This is a genomic window from Ferruginibacter sp., assembly GCF_028288465.1.
Classification (GTDB): Bacteria; Bacteroidota; Bacteroidia; order Chitinophagales; family Chitinophagaceae; genus Ferruginibacter.
On sequence record NZ_JAQBNR010000022.1, the window covers coordinates 89431 to 113361 of the forward strand.

General features: G+C 36.7%; 22 protein-coding genes. 21 read left to right on the plus strand and 1 reads right to left on the minus strand.

Going from position 1 to position 23931, the window contains the following annotated elements; genetic code table 11:
- Positions 1 to 2 precede the first annotated feature (2 nt).
- From JWR61_RS11025 to JWR61_RS11105, 17 genes are all read left to right on the plus strand, one after another.
- Positions 3 to 1253 carry an MFS transporter gene (locus tag JWR61_RS11025; RefSeq protein ID WP_301927863.1) on the plus strand — a complete coding sequence of 417 codons (1251 nt, stop codon included), beginning with the start codon at positions 3 to 5 and terminating at the stop codon, positions 1251 to 1253.
- An 11-nt stretch (positions 1254 to 1264) separates the two neighbouring features.
- Positions 1265 to 2395 carry an efflux RND transporter periplasmic adaptor subunit gene (locus JWR61_RS11030; RefSeq protein WP_301927864.1) on the plus strand — a complete coding sequence of 377 codons (1131 nt, stop codon included), beginning with the start codon at positions 1265 to 1267 and terminating at the stop codon, positions 2393 to 2395.
- A gap of 95 nt (positions 2396 to 2490) precedes the next feature.
- Entirely contained in the window at positions 2491 to 3762 is a 1272-nt protein-coding gene (locus tag JWR61_RS11035; protein WP_301927865.1) for a hemolysin family protein, read from the plus strand.
- An 11-nt stretch (positions 3763 to 3773) separates the two neighbouring features.
- Positions 3774 to 4628, plus strand: coding sequence for a chromate resistance protein ChrB domain-containing protein (locus JWR61_RS11040; protein WP_301927866.1), 855 nt, complete (start codon positions 3774 to 3776; stop codon positions 4626 to 4628).
- Between the two features lie 57 nt (positions 4629 to 4685).
- Positions 4686 to 5138: a chromate resistance protein ChrB domain-containing protein gene (locus JWR61_RS11045; protein WP_301927867.1), complete on the plus strand. Its 453-nt coding sequence runs from the start codon at positions 4686 to 4688 to the stop codon at positions 5136 to 5138.
- Positions 5139 to 5158: 20 nt separating this feature from the next.
- Entirely contained in the window at positions 5159 to 5893 is a 735-nt protein-coding gene (chrA, locus tag JWR61_RS11050; RefSeq protein ID WP_301927868.1) for a chromate efflux transporter, read from the plus strand.
- Positions 5818 to 6324 (plus strand): chromate efflux transporter, encoded by a 507-nt coding sequence (gene chrA / locus JWR61_RS11055; RefSeq protein ID WP_301927869.1) that lies wholly within the window; start codon positions 5818 to 5820, stop codon positions 6322 to 6324. Before chrA (JWR61_RS11050) ends, chrA (JWR61_RS11055) begins: the two co-directional genes overlap by 76 nt.
- Positions 6325 to 6328: 4 nt before the next feature.
- A complete protein-coding gene (locus JWR61_RS11060) occupies positions 6329 to 6730 on the plus strand; it encodes a carboxypeptidase-like regulatory domain-containing protein (RefSeq protein WP_301927870.1) in 402 nt (133 codons plus the stop codon).
- Complete coding sequence (locus JWR61_RS11065; protein ID WP_301927871.1) at positions 6705 to 8756, plus strand: TonB-dependent receptor; 2052 nt, start codon at positions 6705 to 6707, stop codon at positions 8754 to 8756. The genes JWR61_RS11060 and JWR61_RS11065 overlap by 26 nt, the downstream gene beginning before the upstream one ends.
- 10 nt (positions 8757 to 8766) lie before the next feature.
- The gene (locus JWR61_RS11070; protein ID WP_301927872.1) at positions 8767 to 9732 is read left to right on the plus strand and encodes a DUF1259 domain-containing protein; all 966 of its coding nucleotides are present in this window, start codon (positions 8767 to 8769) and stop codon (positions 9730 to 9732) included.
- An 11-nt stretch (positions 9733 to 9743) separates the two neighbouring features.
- The gene (locus JWR61_RS11075) at positions 9744 to 10751 is read left to right on the plus strand and encodes a YncE family protein (protein WP_301927873.1); all 1008 of its coding nucleotides are present in this window, start codon (positions 9744 to 9746) and stop codon (positions 10749 to 10751) included.
- 434 nt (positions 10752 to 11185) lie between these two features.
- Positions 11186 to 14617 (plus strand): TaqI-like C-terminal specificity domain-containing protein, encoded by a 3432-nt coding sequence (locus JWR61_RS11080; protein ID WP_301927874.1) that lies wholly within the window; start codon positions 11186 to 11188, stop codon positions 14615 to 14617.
- A 133-nt stretch (positions 14618 to 14750) separates the two neighbouring features.
- Positions 14751 to 15644, plus strand: a complete 894-nt coding sequence (locus JWR61_RS11085) for a hypothetical protein (RefSeq protein ID WP_301927875.1) — start codon at positions 14751 to 14753, stop codon at positions 15642 to 15644.
- Between the two features lie 8 nt (positions 15645 to 15652).
- Entirely contained in the window at positions 15653 to 16120 is a 468-nt protein-coding gene (locus JWR61_RS11090) for a hypothetical protein (RefSeq protein WP_301927876.1), read from the plus strand.
- Positions 16121 to 16334: 214 nt separating this feature from the next.
- The gene (locus JWR61_RS11095) at positions 16335 to 17348 is read left to right on the plus strand and encodes a YhcG family protein (RefSeq protein ID WP_301927877.1); all 1014 of its coding nucleotides are present in this window, start codon (positions 16335 to 16337) and stop codon (positions 17346 to 17348) included.
- 55 nt (positions 17349 to 17403) lie between these two features.
- On the plus strand, positions 17404 to 18003 hold the full coding sequence (locus tag JWR61_RS11100; protein ID WP_301927878.1) for a plasmid pRiA4b ORF-3 family protein: 600 nt from the start codon (positions 17404 to 17406) through the stop codon (positions 18001 to 18003).
- A gap of 71 nt (positions 18004 to 18074) precedes the next feature.
- Complete coding sequence (locus JWR61_RS11105) at positions 18075 to 18824, plus strand: HIRAN domain-containing protein (RefSeq protein WP_301927879.1); 750 nt, start codon at positions 18075 to 18077, stop codon at positions 18822 to 18824.
- Between the two features lie 29 nt (positions 18825 to 18853).
- Here the strand turns inward: JWR61_RS11105 and JWR61_RS11110 are convergent, their stop codons facing one another.
- A complete protein-coding gene (locus JWR61_RS11110) occupies positions 18854 to 19159 on the minus strand; it encodes a hypothetical protein (RefSeq protein WP_301927880.1) in 306 nt (101 codons plus the stop codon).
- A gap of 396 nt (positions 19160 to 19555) precedes the next feature.
- Between JWR61_RS11110 and JWR61_RS11115 the strand changes: the two genes are divergently transcribed.
- The 4 genes from JWR61_RS11115 to JWR61_RS11130 all read left to right on the plus strand — a co-directional run bounded on the left by JWR61_RS11115 (position 19556) and on the right by JWR61_RS11130 (position 23802).
- Positions 19556 to 19951 carry a plasmid mobilization relaxosome protein MobC gene (locus JWR61_RS11115; RefSeq protein ID WP_301927881.1) on the plus strand — a complete coding sequence of 132 codons (396 nt, stop codon included), beginning with the start codon at positions 19556 to 19558 and terminating at the stop codon, positions 19949 to 19951.
- A complete protein-coding gene (locus tag JWR61_RS11120) occupies positions 19936 to 21210 on the plus strand; it encodes a relaxase/mobilization nuclease domain-containing protein (RefSeq protein ID WP_301927882.1) in 1275 nt (424 codons plus the stop codon). The genes JWR61_RS11115 and JWR61_RS11120 overlap by 16 nt, the downstream gene beginning before the upstream one ends.
- Positions 21211 to 21221: 11 nt before the next feature.
- Positions 21222 to 23177 carry a conjugal transfer protein MobC gene (gene mobC, locus JWR61_RS11125; protein ID WP_301927883.1) on the plus strand — a complete coding sequence of 652 codons (1956 nt, stop codon included), beginning with the start codon at positions 21222 to 21224 and terminating at the stop codon, positions 23175 to 23177.
- A 193-nt stretch (positions 23178 to 23370) separates the two neighbouring features.
- Entirely contained in the window at positions 23371 to 23802 is a 432-nt protein-coding gene (locus JWR61_RS11130) for a PepSY-like domain-containing protein (protein WP_301927884.1), read from the plus strand.
- Positions 23803 to 23931 lie beyond the last annotated feature (129 nt).

A 23931-nucleotide genomic window follows, 5' to 3' on the forward strand; every position in this document is an offset into this window, starting at 1 on the left:
AAATGACAGCAACAGATAAAAGAACAACCCTGCAAATACTTACCGAGCCGTTTCAGGCTTTAAAGAATAAAGTGTTTGCAAAATTATACCTGGCACAAACTATTAGTTTGATTGGAGATGCTTTTACATGGGTTGGTTTAGCATTGTTAGCTTATCAATTAGATAAAGATCGTTCAGCTGTAATACTTGCCACAGCTTTAACATTGAGAGTTACGGCATTTATTATTTTTTCACCCTTTGCAGGTGTACTGGCAGATAAGGTTGACCGCAAGAAAATATTATACATCACTCACTTTATCCGCATGGCAATTATTTGTTGCCTTCCATTTATTAATGCAGAATGGCATATTTATGTTCTGGTATTTTTTCTAAATGTATTCAATGCCTTTTTTACTCCCACTTACCGTGCAGTTATTCCACAGGTTATTGAAGGAAAGTATTACAGGGAAGCGGTCGGCTTATCTACCGCTACTTATCAATTGTTAGGTATATTAGGGCCTGCATTGGCTGGTGTTGTGGCGGTTTGGCTGGGCGCAAGAGAAATATTTTTTATTGATGCCATTTCGTTTATTGCAGCCGCATTTTTAATACTTGCTATTCCAAAACAGGAACTGCAAAAAGGCGTAGCAGCAGCCGCACAACAATCACAAAACACATGGGGCGATGTTATAAAAGGTATCCGGCTTTTATTCGGCAATAAAACATTGCGCTTTGCCTTAAGCATTGAATTTGTGTCGGCCATTGCTGGTGCAATGATTTTAGTAAACACAATCGGGCATACAAAGAATGGCTTGCATTTAGATGATAAATATTATGGCTGGGTAATGGCCACTTTTGGAATTGGTGCTGCCATTGCAGCTTTTGTTGCAGGCAGTTTAGATAAATCAACTACAAGAAGCATATCGCTGATCAGTGGTGCTTTAATTTTAGGCTTTACCGTTTGTTTTGCCAATTATGTTCCCTATAGTATGTTACTGGTATTATGGCTTTTTGCAGGGTTGGGGCAAAGCCTTGCAGAAATGCCTTCGGAAACTTTAATAGCGGAAAATATTGCATCTGCTGACCAGGGAAAAGTATATGGTTCACACTTTGCATTTTCGCATTTATGGTGGGCAATAACTTATCCCATAGCAGGTTTCTTAGGTATTAGATTTCCTCAAAAAGAATTTTTATATGGAGGTGTACTTACGCTATTGATTGCGATTGCCGCAATGTTCATTTTTAAACCATCAGTAAAATTTAAAAACAGTTAAATCATTATACAATGAAGAAAATAATCATTCTTTCAAGCATCATACTTACCCTGATATCCTGCGGCAGTGAAAAAAAAGAAGCACCAAATGAAACAGTGCAGGTTACAGGAAATACAGCAACGCTTACCGATGCACAACTTAAAAATTCCGGGCTGGTTACAGGAAAGCTAAATGAACAAACTATTTCATCCGTGTTGAAAGTAAATGGTAAAATAGATGTTCCGCCGCAAAACATGGTATCTGTTAGTGCTCCGCTGGGAGGATACTTAAAGTCAACAAAACTATTGCCGGGTATGCACATCAGCAAAGGCGAAGTATTGGCCGTGATGGAAGACCAGCAATATATCCAGTTGCAACAGGATTACCTTACAGCAAAAGCAAACTTTAGTTATAATGAAAGTGAATACAACCGTCAGAAGGAATTGAACCAAAGCAAAGCCACCAGCGACAAAGTTTTCGAACAAACCAAAGCAGCTTACCTGTCGCAAAATATTTTGATCAAATCACTGGAACAAAAATTACAACTGATCAACCTCAATCCGGCACGAATTACTGCAAATAATATTTCAAGAACCATCAATATTTATTCGCCTATCAATGGGTATGTATCCGGCGTAAATGTAAATATTGGCAAATTCGTAAATCCTTCTGAGGTTTTATTTGAACTGGTTAACCCAACGGATATTCATTTGGCTTTAACTGTATTCGAAAAAGACATGAACAAACTTTTCGTAGGGCAAAAATTAATGGCTTATACTAATACCGATCCTGACAAAAAACATCTTTGTACAATTATCTTAATCAGCAAAAACCTTTCTAATGAAAGAAGCGCTGAAGTGCATTGCCATTTTGAACAGTATGACAAAACATTATTACCAGGTATGTTTATGACTGCCGATATTGAAGTAAAAAGCAATAATGCAAAAGTGTTGCCTGATGATGCCATTGTACGTTTTGAAAACAAACAATACGTTTTTATCGCCAAAGGAAAGAACCAGTACGAAATGACAGAAGTGAAAACCGGTAATACTGAAAATGGGTTTACCGAAATTATTATTGATGAAAAGTTGATGATCGAAACTTTTGTATTTAAAGGAGCTTATAATTTGTTAATGAAACTGAAGAATATGGCGGATGAATAAGCAAGTTAGCAGGAGCTAAAAATTATAAGTAGATTTAAACCAACCCGGCAGTTCAACAATAAAGCGCCTTTTTATTTTCAAGCAATTCTATTCAAATGGAAATACTAATTATTTTCTTCCTTATTATTCTCAATGGCATTTTTTCCATGAGCGAAATTGCCTTGGTGTCATCACGAAAGTTCAAGTTAGAAGCGGCCGCAAAACGAGGCAATAAAAATGCAAAGAAAGCATTAGAGCTGGCTGGTAATCCCAACACATTTTTATCAACCGTCCAGATAGGGATTACATTGATAGGGATACTAACCGGTATCTACAGTGGAGAACAGATTACTGAAGACGTAAAAAGCATCATTATAAAAGTTTCCTTTCTTACAGAATACGCCCATTCAGTTTCAGTTGTGATTGTATTGATTATACTTACTTTCTTCTCCATCGTTTTCGGCGAATTGATTCCTAAAAGAATTGGCCTGATGTTTCCGGAAACCATTGCTATGCTGGTAGCCAGGCCAATGACCTATATTTCCATTATTACCAAACCATTTATTTGGCTACTTACAAAAACAAACGATTTATTCCTCAGCATCTTCGGTTTAAAAGGTAAGAAAGATGGTATCGTAAGTGAAGAAGAAATAAAAGCCATTGTTCAGGAAAGTGCCGAGGGTGGTGAGATACGGGAGATAGAACAGGATATTGTTCACCGGGTTTTTGCATTGGGTGATCGTAAGGTTAGTGAATTGATGACTCACCGGAGCGATTTGGTTTATTTCGACATAACAGATGATCTTGCTACCATTAAACAAAGGGCTGAAATGGAACCGCACTCAATATACCCGGTTGTAAATAAAAGTTTGGATAAAACCCTCGGCATTGTTTCTGTAAAAGATATTTTTCCAAAAAACTTTAAAGACGCTGCTTTTAACCTGCAGCAATTTTTAAAGCAACCTGCTATGGTTCATGGCAATACCCCGGCTTATAAAATCTTAGAACAGTTCAGGGAATCAAAACTGCATTATGCTTTTGTAATAGATGAATATGGCATTGTGGAAGGACTGGTAAGTATGGATGATATACTGGATGCTTTAGTAGGCGATGCTACAGAATATAACCAGGATGAATATGGCATTGTACAGCGGGATGAAAATAGCTGGCTTGCTGATGGTCAATATCCTTTCTTTGAATTTTTAAACTATTTTGATTTAGCTGAAGAAAAAATAAAAGGCGATTACAATACGATCGGCGGGTTAATATTGGCTGAATTAAATCATATACCTGCCGCAGGCGAAAAAGTAAAATGGTATAAGTTTAATTTTGAAATAATGGATATGGATGGACAAAGGATCGATAAAATCCTGGTAAGTATTAAATAATCTTTAGTATTATGAAATGGATCACAAGAGAACGCCCGAAGATTGACCGCATTGCCTGCCCCTGGCTCATTAAAAACTTTGTAGATAAAGAGGCCGAATTTATTTACGTACCTGCAAGCCAGGTACTAGAAAAGGCAGATAAAATAAAAGCAATTCCTTTTGATATTCCTGATGTAGAATTTTCACATCATGATGATAAATGTACTTTTGATTACATCATTGAAAAATATAAAATTACAGATGCTGCAATACTTGCAATGGCACCCATTGTAAGAGGTGCCGATACTGACAGGCATGATATAGCCAGCCAGGCTTCCGGGCTTTGGGCTATTTCAGCAGGCTTGGCTTATAATACAAAAGACGATTATAAACTACTGGAAAAAGGCATGATGATTTATGATGCCCTGTATAGCTGGGCCAAGCATCTGCAAAAAGAAAAGCATACACAAAACCCGGTTGATCATTTATTCATTGATGTGTTTAATAAATTCATCAACCAGAAAGCTGCACAAAAGAAAACACCGGATTGGGTTAAAGAATTAAAAGAAATAATTCAGGACCAGATTGACACCAATTTAAGTTTGACGGATATTTCCAAAAGCCTTGATATAAATCCTTCTTATTTATCAAGGGAATTTTCCAAGCACTTCAATAATCTTTCCTTCGGAAAATATATCAGGAAACTACGCATTGAAAAAGCAATTGAACTAATAAAAGCGGGCAGCTATTCACTTACAGAAGTAGCCTATCTCACCGGCTTTTCAGACCAGAGCCATTTTACAAGAATCTTTAAACAACACACCGGTAAAAATCCATCCACTTACAAAAAAGAACTGGCAAAAAGTAAAGCAGGTACAAAAGGTTAATTGCATTCTATTTAATAACTTTTTATCTTTTCAAATTTGCATGTTAAATAATGCAACATGAAATGGATAACAAGAGAACGACCCAAAATAGACAGGATAGCCTGCCCATGGCTTATCAAAAACTTTGTAGATAAGGATGCAACGTTTTTTTATGTTCCAAAAGATCAGGTGTTTGAAAAAGCAATGGAATTAGATGCGATACCTTATGATATTCCGGGAGCAGAATACTCCCATTATCATGTCGAATGTACATTTGATTTTATCATTCACAAACATCAACTCACAGATCCGGCTTTATTGCAAATCGCTTTAATTGTCCGTGGGGCGGATACCGACCGGTTTGATTTAGCGCAACAGTCAGCCGGGCTATGGGCCATCTCAGCAGGGCTTTCTTACAATTATGCCAATGATCACGAGATGCTTGAACTTGGAATGAAGTTATACGATGCTTTATATAGCTGGGCAAAATATGTACCACAAGAAAAACACACCTGGAACCCAAATCTTTAAAAATAAAATAACTGCACTAAATGAATCAACCTGCTTACACACTCCGTGAACTGATTATTTACTTCTTAAAATTAGGCACAATCGGCTTTGGTGGTCCTGTTGCACTTGTGGGCTACATGCACCGTGACCTTGTAGAAAAGTGCACCTGGATTTCAGAAGAAGACTATCGGGAAGGATTGGCGCTGGCGCAATTAGCTCCGGGACCATTGGCAGCACAGTTAGGTATTTATATGGGCTTTGTACATTACCGGGTTTTAGGTGCAACCTTATGCGGTCTTGCTTTTGTGATACCTTCTTTTATTATGGTAGTGTTGCTGGGCATCATTTATAAACTATTTGGCGGGCTGCCCTGGATGCAGGCAGTGTTTTATGGGGTGGGTGCTGCAGTGATAGGTATTATTATTATGAGCAGTTACAAGCTTACATTAAAGTCTGTTGGAAAAATACAATTGCAAGCCATTAAACAAAATTGGTTGCTGTGGCTTTTTTATGCAGCGGGTATCATTGTAACTGTAATCACCAAATCAGAAAACGTTTTACTATTCGTTGCCGCAGGGTTGATCTATATGTTTGTAAAGGCTCCTCCGGCATGGATAAAAAAACCTATTGCTGCAAACAGTATCATTCTCGGCATTACTGGCTTTTGGCAATTTGAATGGAATACGTTGGGGAAAATTGGATGGTTCTTTACAAAGCCGGTGCCTTTGTATTTGGAAGTGGCTTGGCAATTGTTCCTTTTTTACACGCAGGTGTAGTAACAGAAAATCACTGGCTCACCGAACAGCAATTTGTCGACGCAGTGGCAGTAGCCATGATAACGCCCGGCCCGGTTGTAATTACCGTAGGTTTTATCGGCTACCTGATAGCCGGTTTTCCTGGTGCCTCTGTTGCAGCTCTGGCAACTTTTTTACCATGCTATTTATTTACAGTTATTCCTGCACCGTACTTTAAAAAGATTGCAAAAAATAAGTCGATCAAAGCATTTGTAGATGGCATTACTGCTGCCGTTGTTGGAGCATTGGTGGGGGCAGTAATTGTGATAGCTACCAGGAGCATCATTGATATACCGACAGCCTTAATAGCTTTGGCTTCTTTATTATCCTTAATTTACATTAAGAAAATTCAGGAGCCTTATGTAATTGCCGTGGCAGCATTGCTGGGGCTTTTATTAAAGTTATTATTGTAAATAAATGTTGACACGAACCCGGAATATTGTTATTAAAAGTTTTCTAGCTTTCTCATTATCCTTTTTTAGCCAGTTTCTGTTGGCGCAAAAAACGGGAAAGGTTACAGGTCGTGTTTTTGATAAAGACATCCCATTGGAATTTGTTACTGTTACTATTTTTAATCAGGCAGATACAGGAAAAGTTGCATACTATGCTACCACTGATACTTCAGGATCATTTATAATTGATCCGATTGAGTTCGGCAAATACATTATAAAATTCAGTTTGATTGGCTACAAACCATCTGCACAAAACTTTTCGGTTACAGCAACGGCAGGTACAATAAAATTTGAAAACTATAAGCTAAACAAGGATGTAAAACTTTCTTCAAACAGTAACAGTGACTTCTCAAAAAAAACTGATTGAAAAAACACCGCAGGGTTTTATTGTAAATGCTGCAGCAAATATTACTGCTACCGGAGGAACCGCTACCGACATACTTAAAAACACCCCTACCATATCGGTAGATGCAGAAGGAGCAATTACTTTAAGGGGGAAAACGCCCCTAATATTAATCAACGGCAGAAATTCCAATTTAAGTAACCCTGACGAGATACCTGCCAGCAGTATTGAGAGTATAGAAATCATCAATAATCCCACAGCTAAATATGATGCTAATGCGGAAAGCGGTATCATCAATATTAAACTTAAAAAAAATAAGCAAAACGGCACCAATGGAGCTGTGGCATTGGGTGCAGGGTTGGGCAGCCGGGGCAGAATAAACAGTTCCTTTCTTGTAAACCAGAAAACAAAAAAATGGAATCTTGGCTTAGGATACGATAACCGCTTTGCAGGGCGAACAAGAAAAATTAATGGAAGCCGTACCAACTTTTATATGCCCGATGAATATTTATTAAATCAAAAAAGGCAAGACAAAAGATTAGAGCAATTGCAAAACCTCAAGTTCAATGCTGACTTCTCTCCTGACACTAAGAATACTTTTTCTTTTGAAGCCATTGGCAATATGGAAGGCCAAGACAACAATGAAAGTTTAAACAGTGCTTTATATAAACAGAACAACGACTTGAATTCTAACACCAACAGGCACTCCATTGAAATAGAACGTTCGAAAGTAGCTGAGTTTGCTATGGACTACAACAGGAAATTTAATAATGAAAGAAAGACACTGTCAGCAAATATAACCTCATCAATAAACCGAGATAGGGAGAATACAAATATCACATCTCAGTCCCTTGATAAATACGACATAGGTACAGGAAATACCTGGTATCAACGAACACATAATTATGAAAATGGCAATGTCTCCACAGCAAAATTAGATTATGCGTTCCCTGCTTCTAAAAGAGCTATAATTGAAACCGGTTACAAAGGAATTTATAGAAGTATACATGCAGATTTCCAAACCTCAGATTTAGTAAACAATATCTATGTAGTTAACACCGGCGCCAGCAATATCTTTAAATTTAATGAACAGGTTCATGCAGCTTATGTTCAATACAGTTCAAGCTTTGGTAAAACTGTGACAGAAAACTGGAAATATGATGTAGGCGTAAGAGCAGAGCAGGTTTTGAATGATGGAAACACACAAAGCAACAGCACGAAGTTTACCAATAATTATCTTAAATTATTTCCAACAGCAAGTCTTGTCTATTATCATACAGCGGATGAATACTGGAAAATTAGTTATGGCAAAAGAATCAATCGCCCCGGTTTAGGCCAGCTCAATCCTTTTACAGATATAACGGATTCTCTGAATCCACATAGTGGTAACCCAAATTTAAAACCGGAAATTATTCATGCGATGGAATTAGGGTATAGCAAAGAATGGAACAAATACAGCCTGTCTTCCAATCTCTTTTATCGCTATGCCATAAATACCATCAGGCAATATTCCCAATTGCAGCCCAATGGTGCCAATTTTACCTTTCCTATAAATATCGGCAATGCAACAACCTACGGAATTGAAAACGTATTTAACGCAAAGCCGTCAAAGTTGTATGATTTTAATGTCAGCCTTTCTCTGTTTCAGCAAAAATTAAATGGAGATAATATTTCAACCGATGCAGTTCAATCCGCTTTCGGTTGGTATGCCAAATTGATAAACAATTTTGTGCTATGGAAGGATAGCAAGTTACAGGTTACAGGCACCTACAATTCCGCACTTCCCACACCGCAGGGTAAAAGAATTGCCCAGTACTTCGCAGACCTTGGGTATCAACAAAAATTGGGCAAAAGCAATGCACGGCTGGGTTTAACGGTGACTGATGTGTTTAATACATTCAAAAGCGGCTATATCAACAACACGCCTGAGTTTTCAAATTACCGGTATGGCAAGGCAGATACAAGGGCTTTCATCATCACATTTGCGTATTTTTTTAAATCAGCTTTTAAAGAGAAATTATTAGAAAATAAATTTTCAACCGATTATTAAAACAAAAAACATGAAACAGTTAATTAGAAAAATCCCGTTATGTGTTTCTATTGTTACAGGTATGGTAATAGCATCCTGCAACAATACCGCAACGCAACCGGTCGTAGCTGAAACGAAAAAAGACACCATTGCCTGTTCCCCTGAAAGTAGTAAGCTGGATACCGCTAAAATTGCGGAGGTTACGGGCATGAAGGGCACAGTAAAAAATGGTGAATACAAAATCACTGTTCCGCAAAATGACCTGCACATAGTAGTAGATGGATTTAAAATAATTCCACCGATGGGATTGGGTACATGGATAGCATTTACTCCCTGCGGCGATAGTGTAATGATGATGGGTGATATTATCTTATCTGAAAATGATGTAGCCCCGGTACAGCAGGAGGTGATCAGGCAGGGTCTTTCCATCACCGCTATTCACAATCACTTTGTACGCAACAGGCCCAATGTAATGTATATGCATATTGATGGCTTTGGTAATGCCGCAACACTTGCAGCCAATGCAAAAGCTATTTTGAACAAGGTAAGTGAGGTAAGAGGCGCAGATCCCAAAGCAGCCAAAGGCGACAGCGTTGTAAATACTTTAAACATCCCCATGCTGGATTCTTTGATGGGGCATAAAGGGGAAAGGAGCAAGGGCGTGTACAAATACACTATTGGCAGGCCCGATGTAATGCTTAAAGAACATGGTGTTCCTATCAGCACTTTTATGGGTTTCAATACCTGGGCGGCGTGGCAGGGAACACCGGAAAAAGCAGCAGTAGCTGGCGATTTTACCATGCTGATGGATGAAGTGCAACCTGTAATTAAAACACTTATTGAAAATGGAATTGAGGTAGTAGCGGTTCATAATCACATGGTTCACGAAGAACCAAAAATTTTCTTCCTGCATTATTGGGGTGTTGGCCCTGCGGAAAAGCTGGCAAAAGGATTAAAGGCGGCCTTAGATAAAACAGGAAAAGGTATGGGGCATTAAAATATAGCAGGATGAGTCAATTAAAAAGTTATTGTATTGCTATAACATTGGTTGTTTTTTGTTTGGAAGGTTGTAATGCACAGCCCTCCAAACAGAGCCAGTCACTTCCATTAATTACATCCATTGCATTACCCGGTGTCGGTGGCAGAATTGATCATCTTGCTTTTGACAGCACCACCCAACGCATTTTTATTGCGGCATTGGGAAATAACAGCGTAGAGGTGGTGGATTTAAAAACGAACAAAGTTATTCATAGCATCACCGGTTTAAGTGAGCCACAGGGCATCGCTTTTATTGCCGGTAAAAATATTGTTGTTGTGGCAAATGGTGGTAACGGTGCTTGTGATATTTTTAACGCAGACAACTATCAAAAAATAACCTCCATTCAATTACCGGGCGATGCCGACAATGTGCGCTATGATGCTATAAACAAAAAGATTTATGTTGGTTATGGTGAAGGAGGCATTGCTGTTATTGATGCAGCTACTTTGAAACAGGTGGCCGATATAAAACTGCAAGGCCATCCTGAATCATTTCAATTGGATATCACTGCAAAGAAAATTTACGTAAATGTTCCCGACAAACAACAGGTGGAGATTATCGATTTGGATAAGCAAATGGTGGCAGACAGGTGGAAATTGACTGCTGCCAAATCCAATTTTCCAATGGCATTGGACATAGCCAATCACCGCCTTTTTATTGGTTGCAGGCATCCGGCAAAACTTTTGGTATTAGACGCTGTTACCGGCAAACCAATAACTACGGTACCTATAGAAAATGATGCAGATGATATTTTTTATGAACCAAAAAACGGGGCCATCTTTTTAAGTTGTGGAGGTGGATACATTAATATTGTGAGCCAGTTAGACCCCGATACCTACCTGGTATCCGAAAAGGCAAACACCCGTTCTGGTGCAACAACCTCCCTGACTCTCCCCCAAATCAACCGGCTGGTTGTTGCTTCACCAAAAGGTTTTGGCCGCAGTGCGGAATTGCTGGTATATCAGGTGAAAAATTAAAGGTTTTATCTAAAGCTGATTTATCGAAAGAAGTGAATAACATGTGTTGAAATCCGCAGTAATATTTTTAAGAAAGAGGGATTTACAACCCTCTTTTTTATTGCACCAAACCCTGTAAGTGGTTGAGTTTGCCGCTTATAAGCTATATTTACAACTAACTCCTTTAGCAAACGCCATAAACTAATAACTAACCCGGAGCCTGATAAATGAAACTGGACCTAACGAAGCCGATTAAAGCACTAAATAAGGCCTACCTGAAGGAAAAGGTTAGCCGAAATTATATAGAACTATTTAAGAAGAATCTTCAACAATTACTAGCCCGTATCAATGAGCAGGAAAGTGAAGAACACCTGAAAAATGTGATAGCCGACTTTTTAAAAGACACCTGGTACAAAGACCAGTTTGAAATAAACACCAAAGACAGGAATGACCTGGTGATACATACAGGAAAAACGACCAAAGAGCCTGTAGGCGTAATCCTTGAAGTAAAAAAGCCTTCCAACAAGTCGGAGATGATGGCAGAAGCTAAGCCGAATTCCAAGGCTTTGCAGGAACTTATTCTGTATTATTTAAGAGAACGTTTTGACCATAGCAACACAGATATCAAATACCTGGTAGTAACCAATATTTATGAGTGGTTCATCATTGATGAAGTTTGGTTTGAAAAGAATGTTTTTCGCAATAGTAAACTAAAGAAGGATTATGAAAACTGGAAGTTAAGTGGTAAAGACACAAAGTTTTTTTATGATAGTATTGCCAAAGCTTTTCTGGATGAAGTAACAGAAGAAATGCCGGCAGCTTATTTCGATGTTCGGGATTATCAAAAATATGTTGCCAACATAGATAAGGCAGACGACACTAAACTAATTGGACTCTATAAGATTTTATCGCCTGCCCACTTATTGAAGCAGCCTTTTATAAATGACAGCAATAGCCTTGATACAAAGTTTTATACAGAGTTGCTGCACATCATCGGTTTGGAAGAAGTTAAGGATGGCAGTAAAAAATTAATAAAAAGAAAAGCAAAGTCTGATGAAGCCTCGTTGCTGGAAAACACGATCATTAAGCTGGAAGACAAGGATGCTTTAAGAAATATCAGCAACCTTTTAACATTTGGTGCTAACAAAGAGGAGCAATTATTCAATGTGGCATTAGAGCTTTGTATTACATGGGTTAACCGGGTGTTATTCATAAAATTATTGGAAGCCCAACTTTATAAATACCATAAAGGAAACAAAGACTATCTTTTTCTGAACAGTAAATTGGTATTTGATTTTGATGAATTAAGCAACCTGTTCTTCCAGGTGTTAGCCGAAAAGCCGGGGAGCAGAAGAAACCATATTCAGGAAAAGTTCAGTAAAGTTCCTTACCTCAATAGCTCTTTATTTGAACGTATTGAACTGGAAAGACAAACAATCAATATAAGTGAATTAGATAATCGCCTGCAACTTCCTCTAAGCGGCAGCACTGTACTAAAAGATGATAAGGGTAAAAGAAAAACCGGCTCTTTACCAACGCTGCAATACCTGTTTGAATTTTTAGATGCCTATGATTTCACAAGTGAGGGCGGTGAAGAAATACAGGAAGAAAATAAAAATCTTATCAATGCTTCTGTGTTGGGGTTGATTTTTGAAAAAATTAATGGTTATAAAGATGGCTCTTTCTTTACACCGGGTTTTGTAACCATGTATATGTGTAAAGAAACCATTCGCAGGTCAGTGCTTCAAAAATTTAATGACACCAAGGGTTGGCAGTGTGATACGATGGATAGTTTGTACAATAAAATTGATGATAAAAAGGAAGCTAATAAAATTATCAACAGCCTTCATATTTGTGATCCTGCTGTAGGTAGCGGACACTTTTTGGTAAGTGCATTAAATGAAATGATTGCCGTTAAAAGTGAATTAAAGATTTTACAGGACGCTGCCGGTAAATCATTAAGGGATTATCATGTGGAAGTGGTGAATGATGAATTGATTATTACGGATGAAGATGGAAAGTTGTTTGATTATAATCCTCAAAATAAAGAAAGCCAGCGCATACAGGAAACCTTATTTCATGAAAAGGAAACCATTATCGAAAACTGTTTATTTGGTGTCGACATAAATCCTAATTCGGTAAAAATATGCCGCCTTCGTTTGTGGATTGAATTGCTGAAAAATGCTTATTACACGCCTTCAAGTAACTACGCAGAACTCGAAACATTGCCGAATATTGATATCAACATAAAATGCGGCAACAGTCTTATTAGCCGCTTTGCTTTAGATGCTGATATAAAGAGTGCACTACGCAACAGCAAATGGAGTATTGATAGTTATAAAGTGGCCGTGCAAACATACCGGGATGCTGAAAGTAAGGAGCAGAAAAGGGAGATGGAAGAATTGATTGATTCGATTAAAAAAGATTTTAGAAGTTATATAAGCCCCAATGACCCCAAATATAAAAAGCTATCTAAACTACGGGGCGATTTATTTAATATTAGCCAGACCAAAGAATTGTTTGATGAAGGAAATAAAAGGAATAAGGATACTAAAAAAAAGATAGAGCAATTAAGCAATGAAATAACAAAGCTGGAAACTGAAATTGGGGAAATAAAAAATAATAAGATTTATGAAAACGCTTTTGAGTGGCGGTTTGAGTTTCCTGAGGTGTTGAACGGTGATGGTGATTATATTGGGTTTGACATGATGATAGGTAACCCGCCATATGGGGTAAATTTCAATAAAAGCTCTGGTGTGCCTTATGAAAAAGAGTATGAAACATTTAATTGGCGAGGGGAAAGCTATACACTTTTTATTGAAAGAGCAGTCTGTCTTTTGAAAAACCATGGGAATTTTGGATATATTATTCCAGATACATTAATTAATCTTGGGTTCACCGAATCTATTAGAACCTTTATTTTAAAAAATAGTATAGTGTCTGAATTAGTTTTGCTCCCTTCGAATGTTTTTAACGATGCTACCGTGGATACTATTTTGCTATTCTTTCAAAAGAATATTTCAGAATTACCATATAATAAAAGCAATGTACAAGTAAATTTATTCGAAAAGAAATCATCCATAAGTGATCTTAAGATTCCAAAGAGGTCATTCGGAATTTCAAGTGAGCTTTGGTATCACAGAAAAAACTTTAATCTTCAAAGCAATATCTATGAGCTATCAATTATTCAAAGACTCGATGTGACATTTCCAAAATTGGCTGAATTTGCAGGAATGTTTTCAGGTATTAAGACGTATGAAGTTGGGAAAGGAAAGCCAATCCAGACCGAAGAAATAAGGGCTAAAAAACCATTCACTTCAATCCAGAAAATTGATAACAATTGGCTTCCCTTTTTTGATGGAAAAGATATTGGCCATTATTCACTTCTTTGGAAAGAAAACAACTGGCTTAAATATGGTCCTTGGTTAGCAGCGCCTAGATTGCCAGAAAATTTTGAAAATGAAAAAATACTTATAAGAAAAATAACAGGTAAAACTTTAATAGCACATTATATTCCCAATACATCTTACTGTAACACACTTTTATTCGTTTTAAAACTTCAGACCGGTAAAGCTTTACTCAGCTATAAAGCTTTACTTGGCATTCTCAATTCAGAGTTTATTGGTTGGTACTTTCGAAAGAAATTCCAAATAAGTAATGACGATACCTTCCCACAAATTATGATAAGAGATATTCTTCAATTTGCTATTCCAAATGTAAGTAATTCTATAACTGCATCTATTGAAGAAAAAGTATCTAAAATTATTGATTTAAAGAAGACTGCCCCTATTCATAATACAACTAATTTGGAAAATGAAATAAATTCATTAGTCTACGAATTTTATTGCTTAACCGAAGATGAAATAAAGATAATTGAACAGAAGTAAATTTTTGTAAATAGATAATGCGCTAATAGTTTTTATTAATAAAACTAAAAGGATTGAGTTTTTAATTGTGTTTATGATAAATATACGGCCGGGTTATTTGTGAGAAGAAAAGTAAAAAGAAAATAGTTAAGATATGGCAAAAACGTCAGCTACAGAAATTGAGTTCGAACTGAATTATTTATTCAAAGAAGAAAAAGAAATATTTAGTTCTTTTGATTCCCTTAAAGAATTCTATGAAGTTTTGTATGACTTTGATAAATATCTTATTAGTTCAATTTATCAGGGTGGAATTCCATACTACAGGCTTGCTGATATTGAGTATAGTTCCATTAAAACAAGGGTGGCACAGGTCCTGAAAGGAATTCCAGACGATGCCATTAAAGCTTTAGATTGGAAAAGAATAATTGGAAATTTTCTTTTAAAGGCAAAATATTGGTTACTGGAATATTTAGAACGAAATCCCTCAATTGATAGCAAAAAGGACTTAGAGGTTATAGCCAATAAAATTAATAAAGAGCTTTCAGAAATCAGTAAAGGCGAGGCTTTAATGGTTGATTATTTAAACCTTTACTTCTTTTTAAATGCAATTGCCGGAGTGCAAAAACTTACTGACAAAATGGATAAAGATGACTCATTTGAATACAAGTCTTCTTTCGGAAATGCCATAATTAAAAACGGTATTAATATTAATAAGCCAAAAATATTGGCCGAACTGGGACAATCTTCAATTGAGAATGAAACGACTGAAGTATTAAAGGCTAAAAAGATTGAATTGTTAACTGACAAGCCTATTTGGCATTTTTTGAGAGGTAAAAAACCTTTGATTGCAACTATGCTTGATTCCAATTGGTTGAATGATTTTCACTCACGAAAAGTAACCATTCAATCTAATGATTCTTTAAAAGTAAAGATGAAGACAACGCATACATACAGCAATAATTTCAGCGAAGCAAAAACAAAACACGAAATAGTTGAAGTATTAGAAATAATAAAGCCCGAAAATAATATTGCAAATCTCTTTGAATAATTTAAACTATGCCTCAAACTTTACTTTCTACGATTATGCCATTTTTTGGAGCCTTAGTTGGCGCATCTGTAGCCCTTTGGGTTTCTTGGGCTTCGAGAAAAAATGATTTAAAAAAATTAATTGAGGATAATCTCAGGAAAAGGAAAATTGAGCTTTACGATGAATTTGCAAAATTCTTAGGAGAAGGTTTATATAAAACTGTTTATCAAGAAAGAGACGAAAAGGAATTTGAAAAGCAAATGTTCATTTTTAATCACAGAGCAATGATGTGGATGTCTGATAACGTGTTAAATGCTTATATTATTTACAGAAACTCTGCAAGAATAGATTATAAAGACAATAATGAAAAAGCAAAATTTGTGATTACAACCTACTTAAGTTTTATACAAAAAATGAGAGAAGATTGTGGTCATAAAAATATTGGCATTGAACCAGCAAATTTGGTTAAGCTTTTAATTAGAGATAAGATTGATTAAATATTATTGCACAGAATCCCGAATTTTGAAATGATACAAATATAAAAACCTCAAGATACATGTTATTAAAACTGACAGGCAAAATTTAACAAGAGAATGTTAGCCCCGAGGTTACTGGTATTGCTGAAACAGAATAATTATGACCCATGTAAAAAAAATTTGTTTCCTGCAAAAGCAGATGTAGAAAGTAAAATCATAAAACAGCAGTAGCACCATGCAGTTAAAACAAGAACTTATTCAGCAAATAAAGTCCATCATTGCCACGGCAAAGGACAGAGCCATTCGTACGGTAGATACCGAAAGGGTGCTGATGTATTGGCAAATTGGCAAAGTTATTTTAGAAGAAGAACAGGAAGGTAAGGATAGGGCTGGCTATGGAACGTTTCTCATAAAATCATTGGCAGAAGCCTTGGAACCGCAGTTTGGCAGTGGCTTTTCTTACCGGCAGTTAAATTTGTTTCGGCAGTTTTACCGTAGCTTTCCAATTATGAACGCACTGCGTTCACAATTCAGTTGGACACATTACCGTACCCTCATACGCATTGACAACCAGGATAAAAAGGAGTTTTACATCGCCGAAGCAGCAAAGAACAACTGGACGGCCCGGCAACTGGAAAGGCAGGTAAACAGCCAGTTGTTTGAACGGCTCTTACTAAGCAACGAGGTAAAAGATGTGCTGGCAGTAGCCAGGGAAGAAAAACAGCCTTCCGATGCCAAGGAGATTATTAAAGACCCGATGGTGTTAGAGTTCCTGGGCTTAAAGAGAGAAGCCGCTTATTATGAGAAAGATTTGGAGGCGGCCATCATTACCCACTTACAGGATTTTTTGCTGGAAATAGGCAACGGCTTTTCTTTTGTAGCAAGACAAAAACGCATCCATATTGAGGGCGATGAATTTTCTATTGATCTTGTTTTTTACAACCGCTTGCTGCAATCCTTTGTGATATTTGAAATAAAGACTACCAAGCTCACCCATGAAGATATTGGGCAGTTGCAGATGTATGTAAACTACTACGACCGGTTTGAAAAACAGGATTTTGAAAACCCCACCATCGGCATTTTATTATGTGCCGATAAAAACGACGCAGTAGTAAAAATTACTTTACCGGAAAGCAACAAAACAATCATTGCCAGCAAATACCAGCTGTACCTGCCCACCGAGCAGCAGTTGATAGATGAAGTAAAGAAGGAAATAGAAAAATTAGACAACGGTACAAATAAGGATTGATGAAGCAGGAATTACTTTCAAATATCAAAATAAACCGGACTTAAAATCGATAAAAATGAAACGGGAAGTAAAAGAAACTGAGGCCATTCGAATCAGAATAAATCTTGATAAAACCAGCCCTTTAATCTGGCGGGAATTACTTCTGCCCAGAGATATCACTTTTTATAAACTTCACCATGCAATCCAAATTGCAATGGGCTGGACAAACGCTCATTTATTTGAATTTACAATTGAAGGTTACCGGATTGGGGAAATCATTGAAAATCTGGAAGGACAAGATGAAAGTCATATTATAAATGCCAAGGAAACCAAACTCATAGCCCTAATTGATAAAGAAGGTGAAAGTTTCAAGTATGAATATGATTTTGGCGACGGATGGGGGCACTCAATAATATTGGAAAAATATGAATCGCTCGCCAACACTCAACAATTGCCATTTTGCATATCAGGTGCATTAAAATGCCCACCAGAAGATTGTGGCGGGATAACAGGATTTTATGATTTTCTATCCATATTATCTAATAACCGTCATCCTGATTATAAGGACACAAAAATATGGGCAGGCGGTAAATTTGATCCTACTGAATTTGATGTTGCAAAGATTAATAAGCAATTGAAAAATATTGATAAGTACATCAAATCAATTGAAGAATGACGATCGTAAAAAAGTGCTATTGAAGTTATGGAAAACAATACGCATTCATTTTAAAAAACACAACACCTGGCATGAACCGTTCAGGCTTCCTAAAACAATTAATTGCTTCTATTGCCATCGGCAAACTACCAGTTTCGTTAACAAAGAATTTTAGAAAAATATACCTGTTGCAATGTTTCGTAGCTGGCTTCCACCACTACGAAGGAATGCAATTGCTGGATAGTATGAAAGAAGGCGATTTATTAGAGCTTGTAAGAGAGCCGGAGAATGAGTACGATGACTGCGCCATCGCACTGTATTTACAAGGAAAGAAAATAGGTTTTATCCCTTCTTCAGTCAATGAAATGCTTAGCTATTTATTGGATTCAGATGCGCTGAGCCTGTTTGCAGTAATAACCCATTTGGAAAAGAATTCTCTGCCCTGGGAAAATGTAGCAATAGCCGTGTATTTTGTTCAAGAAGTTAATAAGGATTTACCAGCCCATGCCAGTTATTTAACGAGGATAGAAGCTCCTCATTACCGCACATTAAGTAAAAACAAAAACGAGGTAAAAAAAGAAAGGGTTTTAACGCTGGATCATCTGTTTGATGGCACTAACAGGGTGATCAATCTTGATACAATCCCAGTTGAACAAATTGAGACAAAAAATCACTTTGAAAAATGGTATTCAAAATATCCAGTTTCAATAAATAAACCAGGCAGATTTCTGCATATAAAAGACGATGGGATATACACTTATATGTACGAAATTGGAGATGATATTCAGTTAGTGAAAGATACTAATGGCGAAGAGTTTATGGAGTTTTTCTTAATTAAATAAGTCCGGAAGAATTTATCATTTAATACGTATTACAGGCCAGCAATATCTTTGTTTTCTTTGGTGTCTATAGCGGATTTAAGTAGTCTCAACGTTCCTTTTTCTACAGTTGTTTTTGCCTCTTCAATATCATACCAATTACCTTCTTTTGTCTTGTATAATTTGCAGGAAAATTGCCCATTATTATCGTCTTTTTTTGTAAAATTATATTCCTGTAAAACAGCTATGATACTGCCCAAAGCATTGGTCAATTCGTAAGGTGTAATTGTGTAATAAAACTGGCTGCTATCTTCTAAATTTATTTGATTGCTGAAAAGGTTGTTTAAGGCATTTCTCATAACACAATAATAATTCAATCCCGATATGCTGCAAAAAGCACTTACTAACAATGGGGAAATTTAGCGGCCTACTACTTGCACTTGGTATAAAATTTGCCTTGTCTATGATGGTAGATTGATTGTGAAAATGAATTTGTGGAACGAGAAAAAGTCTATGTAAGTGATTTTATTGAAAAGCCTCCTGGCTTTGTCTTTTTTATGTTTCAAAGTATCTCCGAAACATATCCTCACAAATTCTTCAAGTATTCATCTTTATCAAGGCGTAATGTGCCGGGTCTTGCACATGGCAAGATGTACAAACGTGGCCACGTTTGAAATCTTGCCCCTTCACTCCGGAGTCGTACGGGGATTGTAAAAGACGATTGAAGTATTGTAACAAAACTTAAAAGTAGCATTATGAAGAAGCAGGAAAATGAGGTACGGAAAATCTTTATCAAAATCCGCATGAATGATGAGGAGTTAAAACAGGTAAAAAAGAAACAGCAACAAACCACAGAAAGGAGCCTTAGTGAATATATCCGAAACGTATCAATGCAAAAGCCAGTTACGGTGAAGTATCGCAACCAATCGGCAGATGATTTTTTGAAACAGATGCTGGAGTTAAAAAAAGAGCTCAATGGCATAGGCAATAATTTTAACCAGGCGGTACACAAACTGCACATACTTGATAAGATACCAGAGTTCAGGTTTTGGATACAACATTACGATGGTTTACAAAAATCATTGGTGAGCAAGGTGGAAGAAATAAAATTAAAGGTTAGCCAGTTCTATGAGCAATGGTTGCAAAAATAACGATACCGAAAAGTATTGAAGCTGCACTGAACTACAACGAAAAAAAAGTGCAGAAAGGTGCTGCTGAATGTTTGCATGCTGCTAATTATTTAAGTGAAGCAAAGAACATGAATTTCTATCAAAAATTAAATGGCTTTGAAATGTTGAATAATTTGAATAGCAGAGCAACCACCAAGACCATCCATATTTCATTAAATTTTGACCCTTCTGAAAAGCTATCAAATGATAAGCTGATTGAGGTTGCTAATGTGTATATGGAAAAGATTGGCTTTGGGCAACAACCTTTCCTTGTTTACAAACACCAGGATGCAGGGCATCCACACATTCACATTGTAAGTACCACCATCAAGGAAGATGGCAGCAGAATTAATACCCACAACATTGGCAGGAATCAATCTGAAAAAGCACGAAAAGAAATAGAGCAACAATATGGATTGATAAAAGCAGAAAGGCAGCAGCAATTAATGAAGCCTGGCATCAAGCCGGTGGATGCACAAAAAGCGGTGTATGGAAAGTCTGAAACAAAGCGTAGTATTTCAAATGTGGTGGGTGAAGTATTTAGTCAATACAAGTTTACTTCTTTACCGGAATTTAATGCAGCTTTAAAACAATTCAATGTGGTTGCAGACAGAGGTAAAGAAGAAGGAAGGATTTACAAGAACCGTGGACTTGTTTACCGCATTTTGGATGCTGATGGCAATAAGGTTGGAGTACCCATCAAAGCAAGCTCTATTGGATGCAAACCAATACTTGATAATCTGGAAAAGAAATTTATTGCCAATGAAGTTGCAAAGGAACCATTGAAACAAAGAACTAAAAATGCTATTGATGATTGCCTGCAAACTTCATCAGGAAGTATGAAAAATTTAGTAGCTGCTTTGAATCAAAAAAATATTTATACCGTACTAAGACAAAATGCAGAAGGCAGGTTGTATGGCATCACTTTCGTTGACAACCAAAACAAAGTTGTTTTCAATGGCAGTGATTTAGGCAAAGGATATAGTGCGGCTGCATTGCAAAGCAAGCTGGCTGTAGTAAATGAAAATCCACTTACCCACGACGAAACAAAAGGCAGTAGTTCTTCGGGTGTTTTACTGAAAGAAAATGACCTTAATAAACAGCAGAACAAAACAATTTCAACAACTACTAAAAACGAAAATTTATTAGATGTGCTTTTATCAACCAAAGAGCAATACGATAACACTCCAAACAATCTGCTGAAAAAGAAAAGAAAGAAAAAGAAGAAAATTAATTTATAAAAACAAGAGTTATGTCACATACCGGGGAGAATGAACAGGGGCTGAGAAAGATATTAGACTTTACAAGATTTGCCAGCATCTTTATTTTACTGCTGCATTTTTATTATTACTGTTATGCGGCTTTTAAGCATTGGGAAATTAAAAGTACCATCACAGATAGGCTAATGACCAACATCATGCACACTGGCTTATTTAACAATCAATACACTTCTAAGTTTTTGGCCATAGGATTATTAGTGGTTTCTTTATTGGGAGCACAAGGCAAAAAAAACGAAAAGATAAATTGGAAATCTGTTACAGCATATTTACTGATCGGCTTACTACTTTTCTTTGGCAGTAAAATTTTATTAAGCCTGAATTATACCGTAGAAAATACCGCCATTATTTACATGGCTGTAACAGGTATTGGATATTTGCTAATACTCGCCAGTGGTAATTTACTCAGCCGGTTAATCAGCCTGAATTTATCAAACGATATTTTTAATTCTTTAAATGAAACTTTTCCGCAGGAAGAAAGGTTTTTATCCAACGAATATTCTATCAATCTTCCTGCCCGGTATAATTTAAAAAACAGGGTAAGAAAAAGCTGGATAAATATCATCAATCCTTTCAGAGGTTTGTTAGTGATCGGAAGTCCTGGCTCCGGTAAAAGTTGGTTTGTAATTCAGCATGTCATCAAACAGCATATTGAAAAGGGTTTTGCCATGTTTGTATATGATTTTAAATACGATGACTTATCTAAAATTGTTTACAACTGGTTGCAACAAAACAAATATAAATATTCCGTACCGCCATCCTTCTATGTTATCAATTTTGATAACCTTTCTGTATCGCATCGCTGCAATCCTTTAGATCCAAATACTATGAATGATATTACCGATGCAACAGAATCAGCCAGAACAATTTTATTGGGGTTGAATAGAGAATGGATAAACAAGCAGGGAGATTTTTTTGTAGAATCGCCTATCAACTTTGTTACGGCTATCATTTGGTTTTTGAAAAAGTATGAAGATGGAAAATATTGTACACTGCCGCATGTAATAGAACTGATGCTGGCTGATTATGACGAACTGTTCCCGATACTCAATACCCAGCCTGAAATTGAAGTGTTGGTAAACCCATTTATCACCGCTTACCAAAACGATGCTATGGAGCAATTAGAAGGCCAGGTTGCCTCTGCAAAAATAGGTATGGCACGATTGGCTTCCCCACAATTGTATTGGGTATTGTCTGGCAATGATTTCACCTTGGATATCAACAATCCTAAACATCCTAAAATTGTTTGCGTAGGTAACAACCCTGAGAAGCAACAAATTTACGGTGCAGTTTTATCGCTCTATATTTCCAGATTGGTAAGGCAGGTAAATAAAAAAGGGATGCTGAAATGCAGTTTGGTGTTTGATGAATTTCCGACCATCTACTTTAACAACATGGATAGCCTGATTGCCACTGCAAGAAGTAATAAAGTTGCCACTACATTAGCCATGCAGGATTTCAGCCAGTTAAAAAAAGATTACGGAAAAGAGCAAGCAGACGTCATTGTAAATATCACAGGTAACATCATCAGCGGCCAGGTGATGGGAGAAACTTCCAAACTGTTATCGGAACGTTTCGGAAAAATTATGCAAGACAGGCAGAGTGTTTCCGTAAACCGCACCGATACTTCCATCAGCCACTCCAAGCAACTGGACAGCGCCATACCAGCTTCCAAAATTGCAGCTCTTTCTTCAGGTGAGTTTGTTGGATTAGTTGCTGATAACCCGGAGGAGAAAATAAAACTGAAGATGTTTCATGCAGAGATTATTAATGATGCTGATAAACTAAATGAGGAGGTGAGCCAATACAAAGACATTCCTGTGGTATCTAAGGTTACACAACAGCAGGTGATGGATAATTACTACCAGGTGAAGATGGAGGTGAAAAAGTTGATTGGGGAGGAGGTTGAAAAATTGAAAGCAGTTCTATAGAAATGACTTAAATAATTATTAAGTCTTCTCTTTTTCTTTTCCGATTTGCATTGTAAGAAATAAAAGATAACTGGTATTTAACAATTATTTATGATAAAGTGTAGTGTTTTAATACTGATGTTCGGCGATGTTTAACAGGCTTCAGTATCTCAACAGAATCGAATAGTAAATTGTATAAATTAAATCAAGTAATATGAAAAAAATCATGTCATCAATGCTTTTATTTAGTGTTTTAACTACCACTAATTTAATGGCGCAAGACTTAAAAGAAAAAGATGTACCCAAAACAGTAAAAGACGCATTCGTTAAAAAGTATCCAGATGCGAAGAAGGTTAGTTGGGAAAAAGAGAAAGGGAATTACGAAGCAAACTGGGGAGGAAAATCGGGAGAAGATAATTCCGTAACGTTTACTCCGGCAGCTATTTTTCTTGAAATTGTTGAAGCAATTCCTGTTAGTCAACTTCCTTCAAATGTTGCTCCATATGTTGCAAAACATTATAATGGCGCTAAAATAACAGAAGCTGGTAAAGTAACCGATGCTTCCGGTAAGCATATGTTTGAAGCGGAGATTAAAGGAAAAGATTTGATTTTTGATGAAAAAGGAATTTTCATTAAAATGGATTAGTATTAAGTCTAAAAAACTTTATTTTGCAAAGCCCCACCATCCAGGTGTGGCTTTTTTATTTAGTCCTAAATTGATAATTATAAACTTATCAAAATAAACATATTTGCTTTTACAGATTTCAAAATAGAT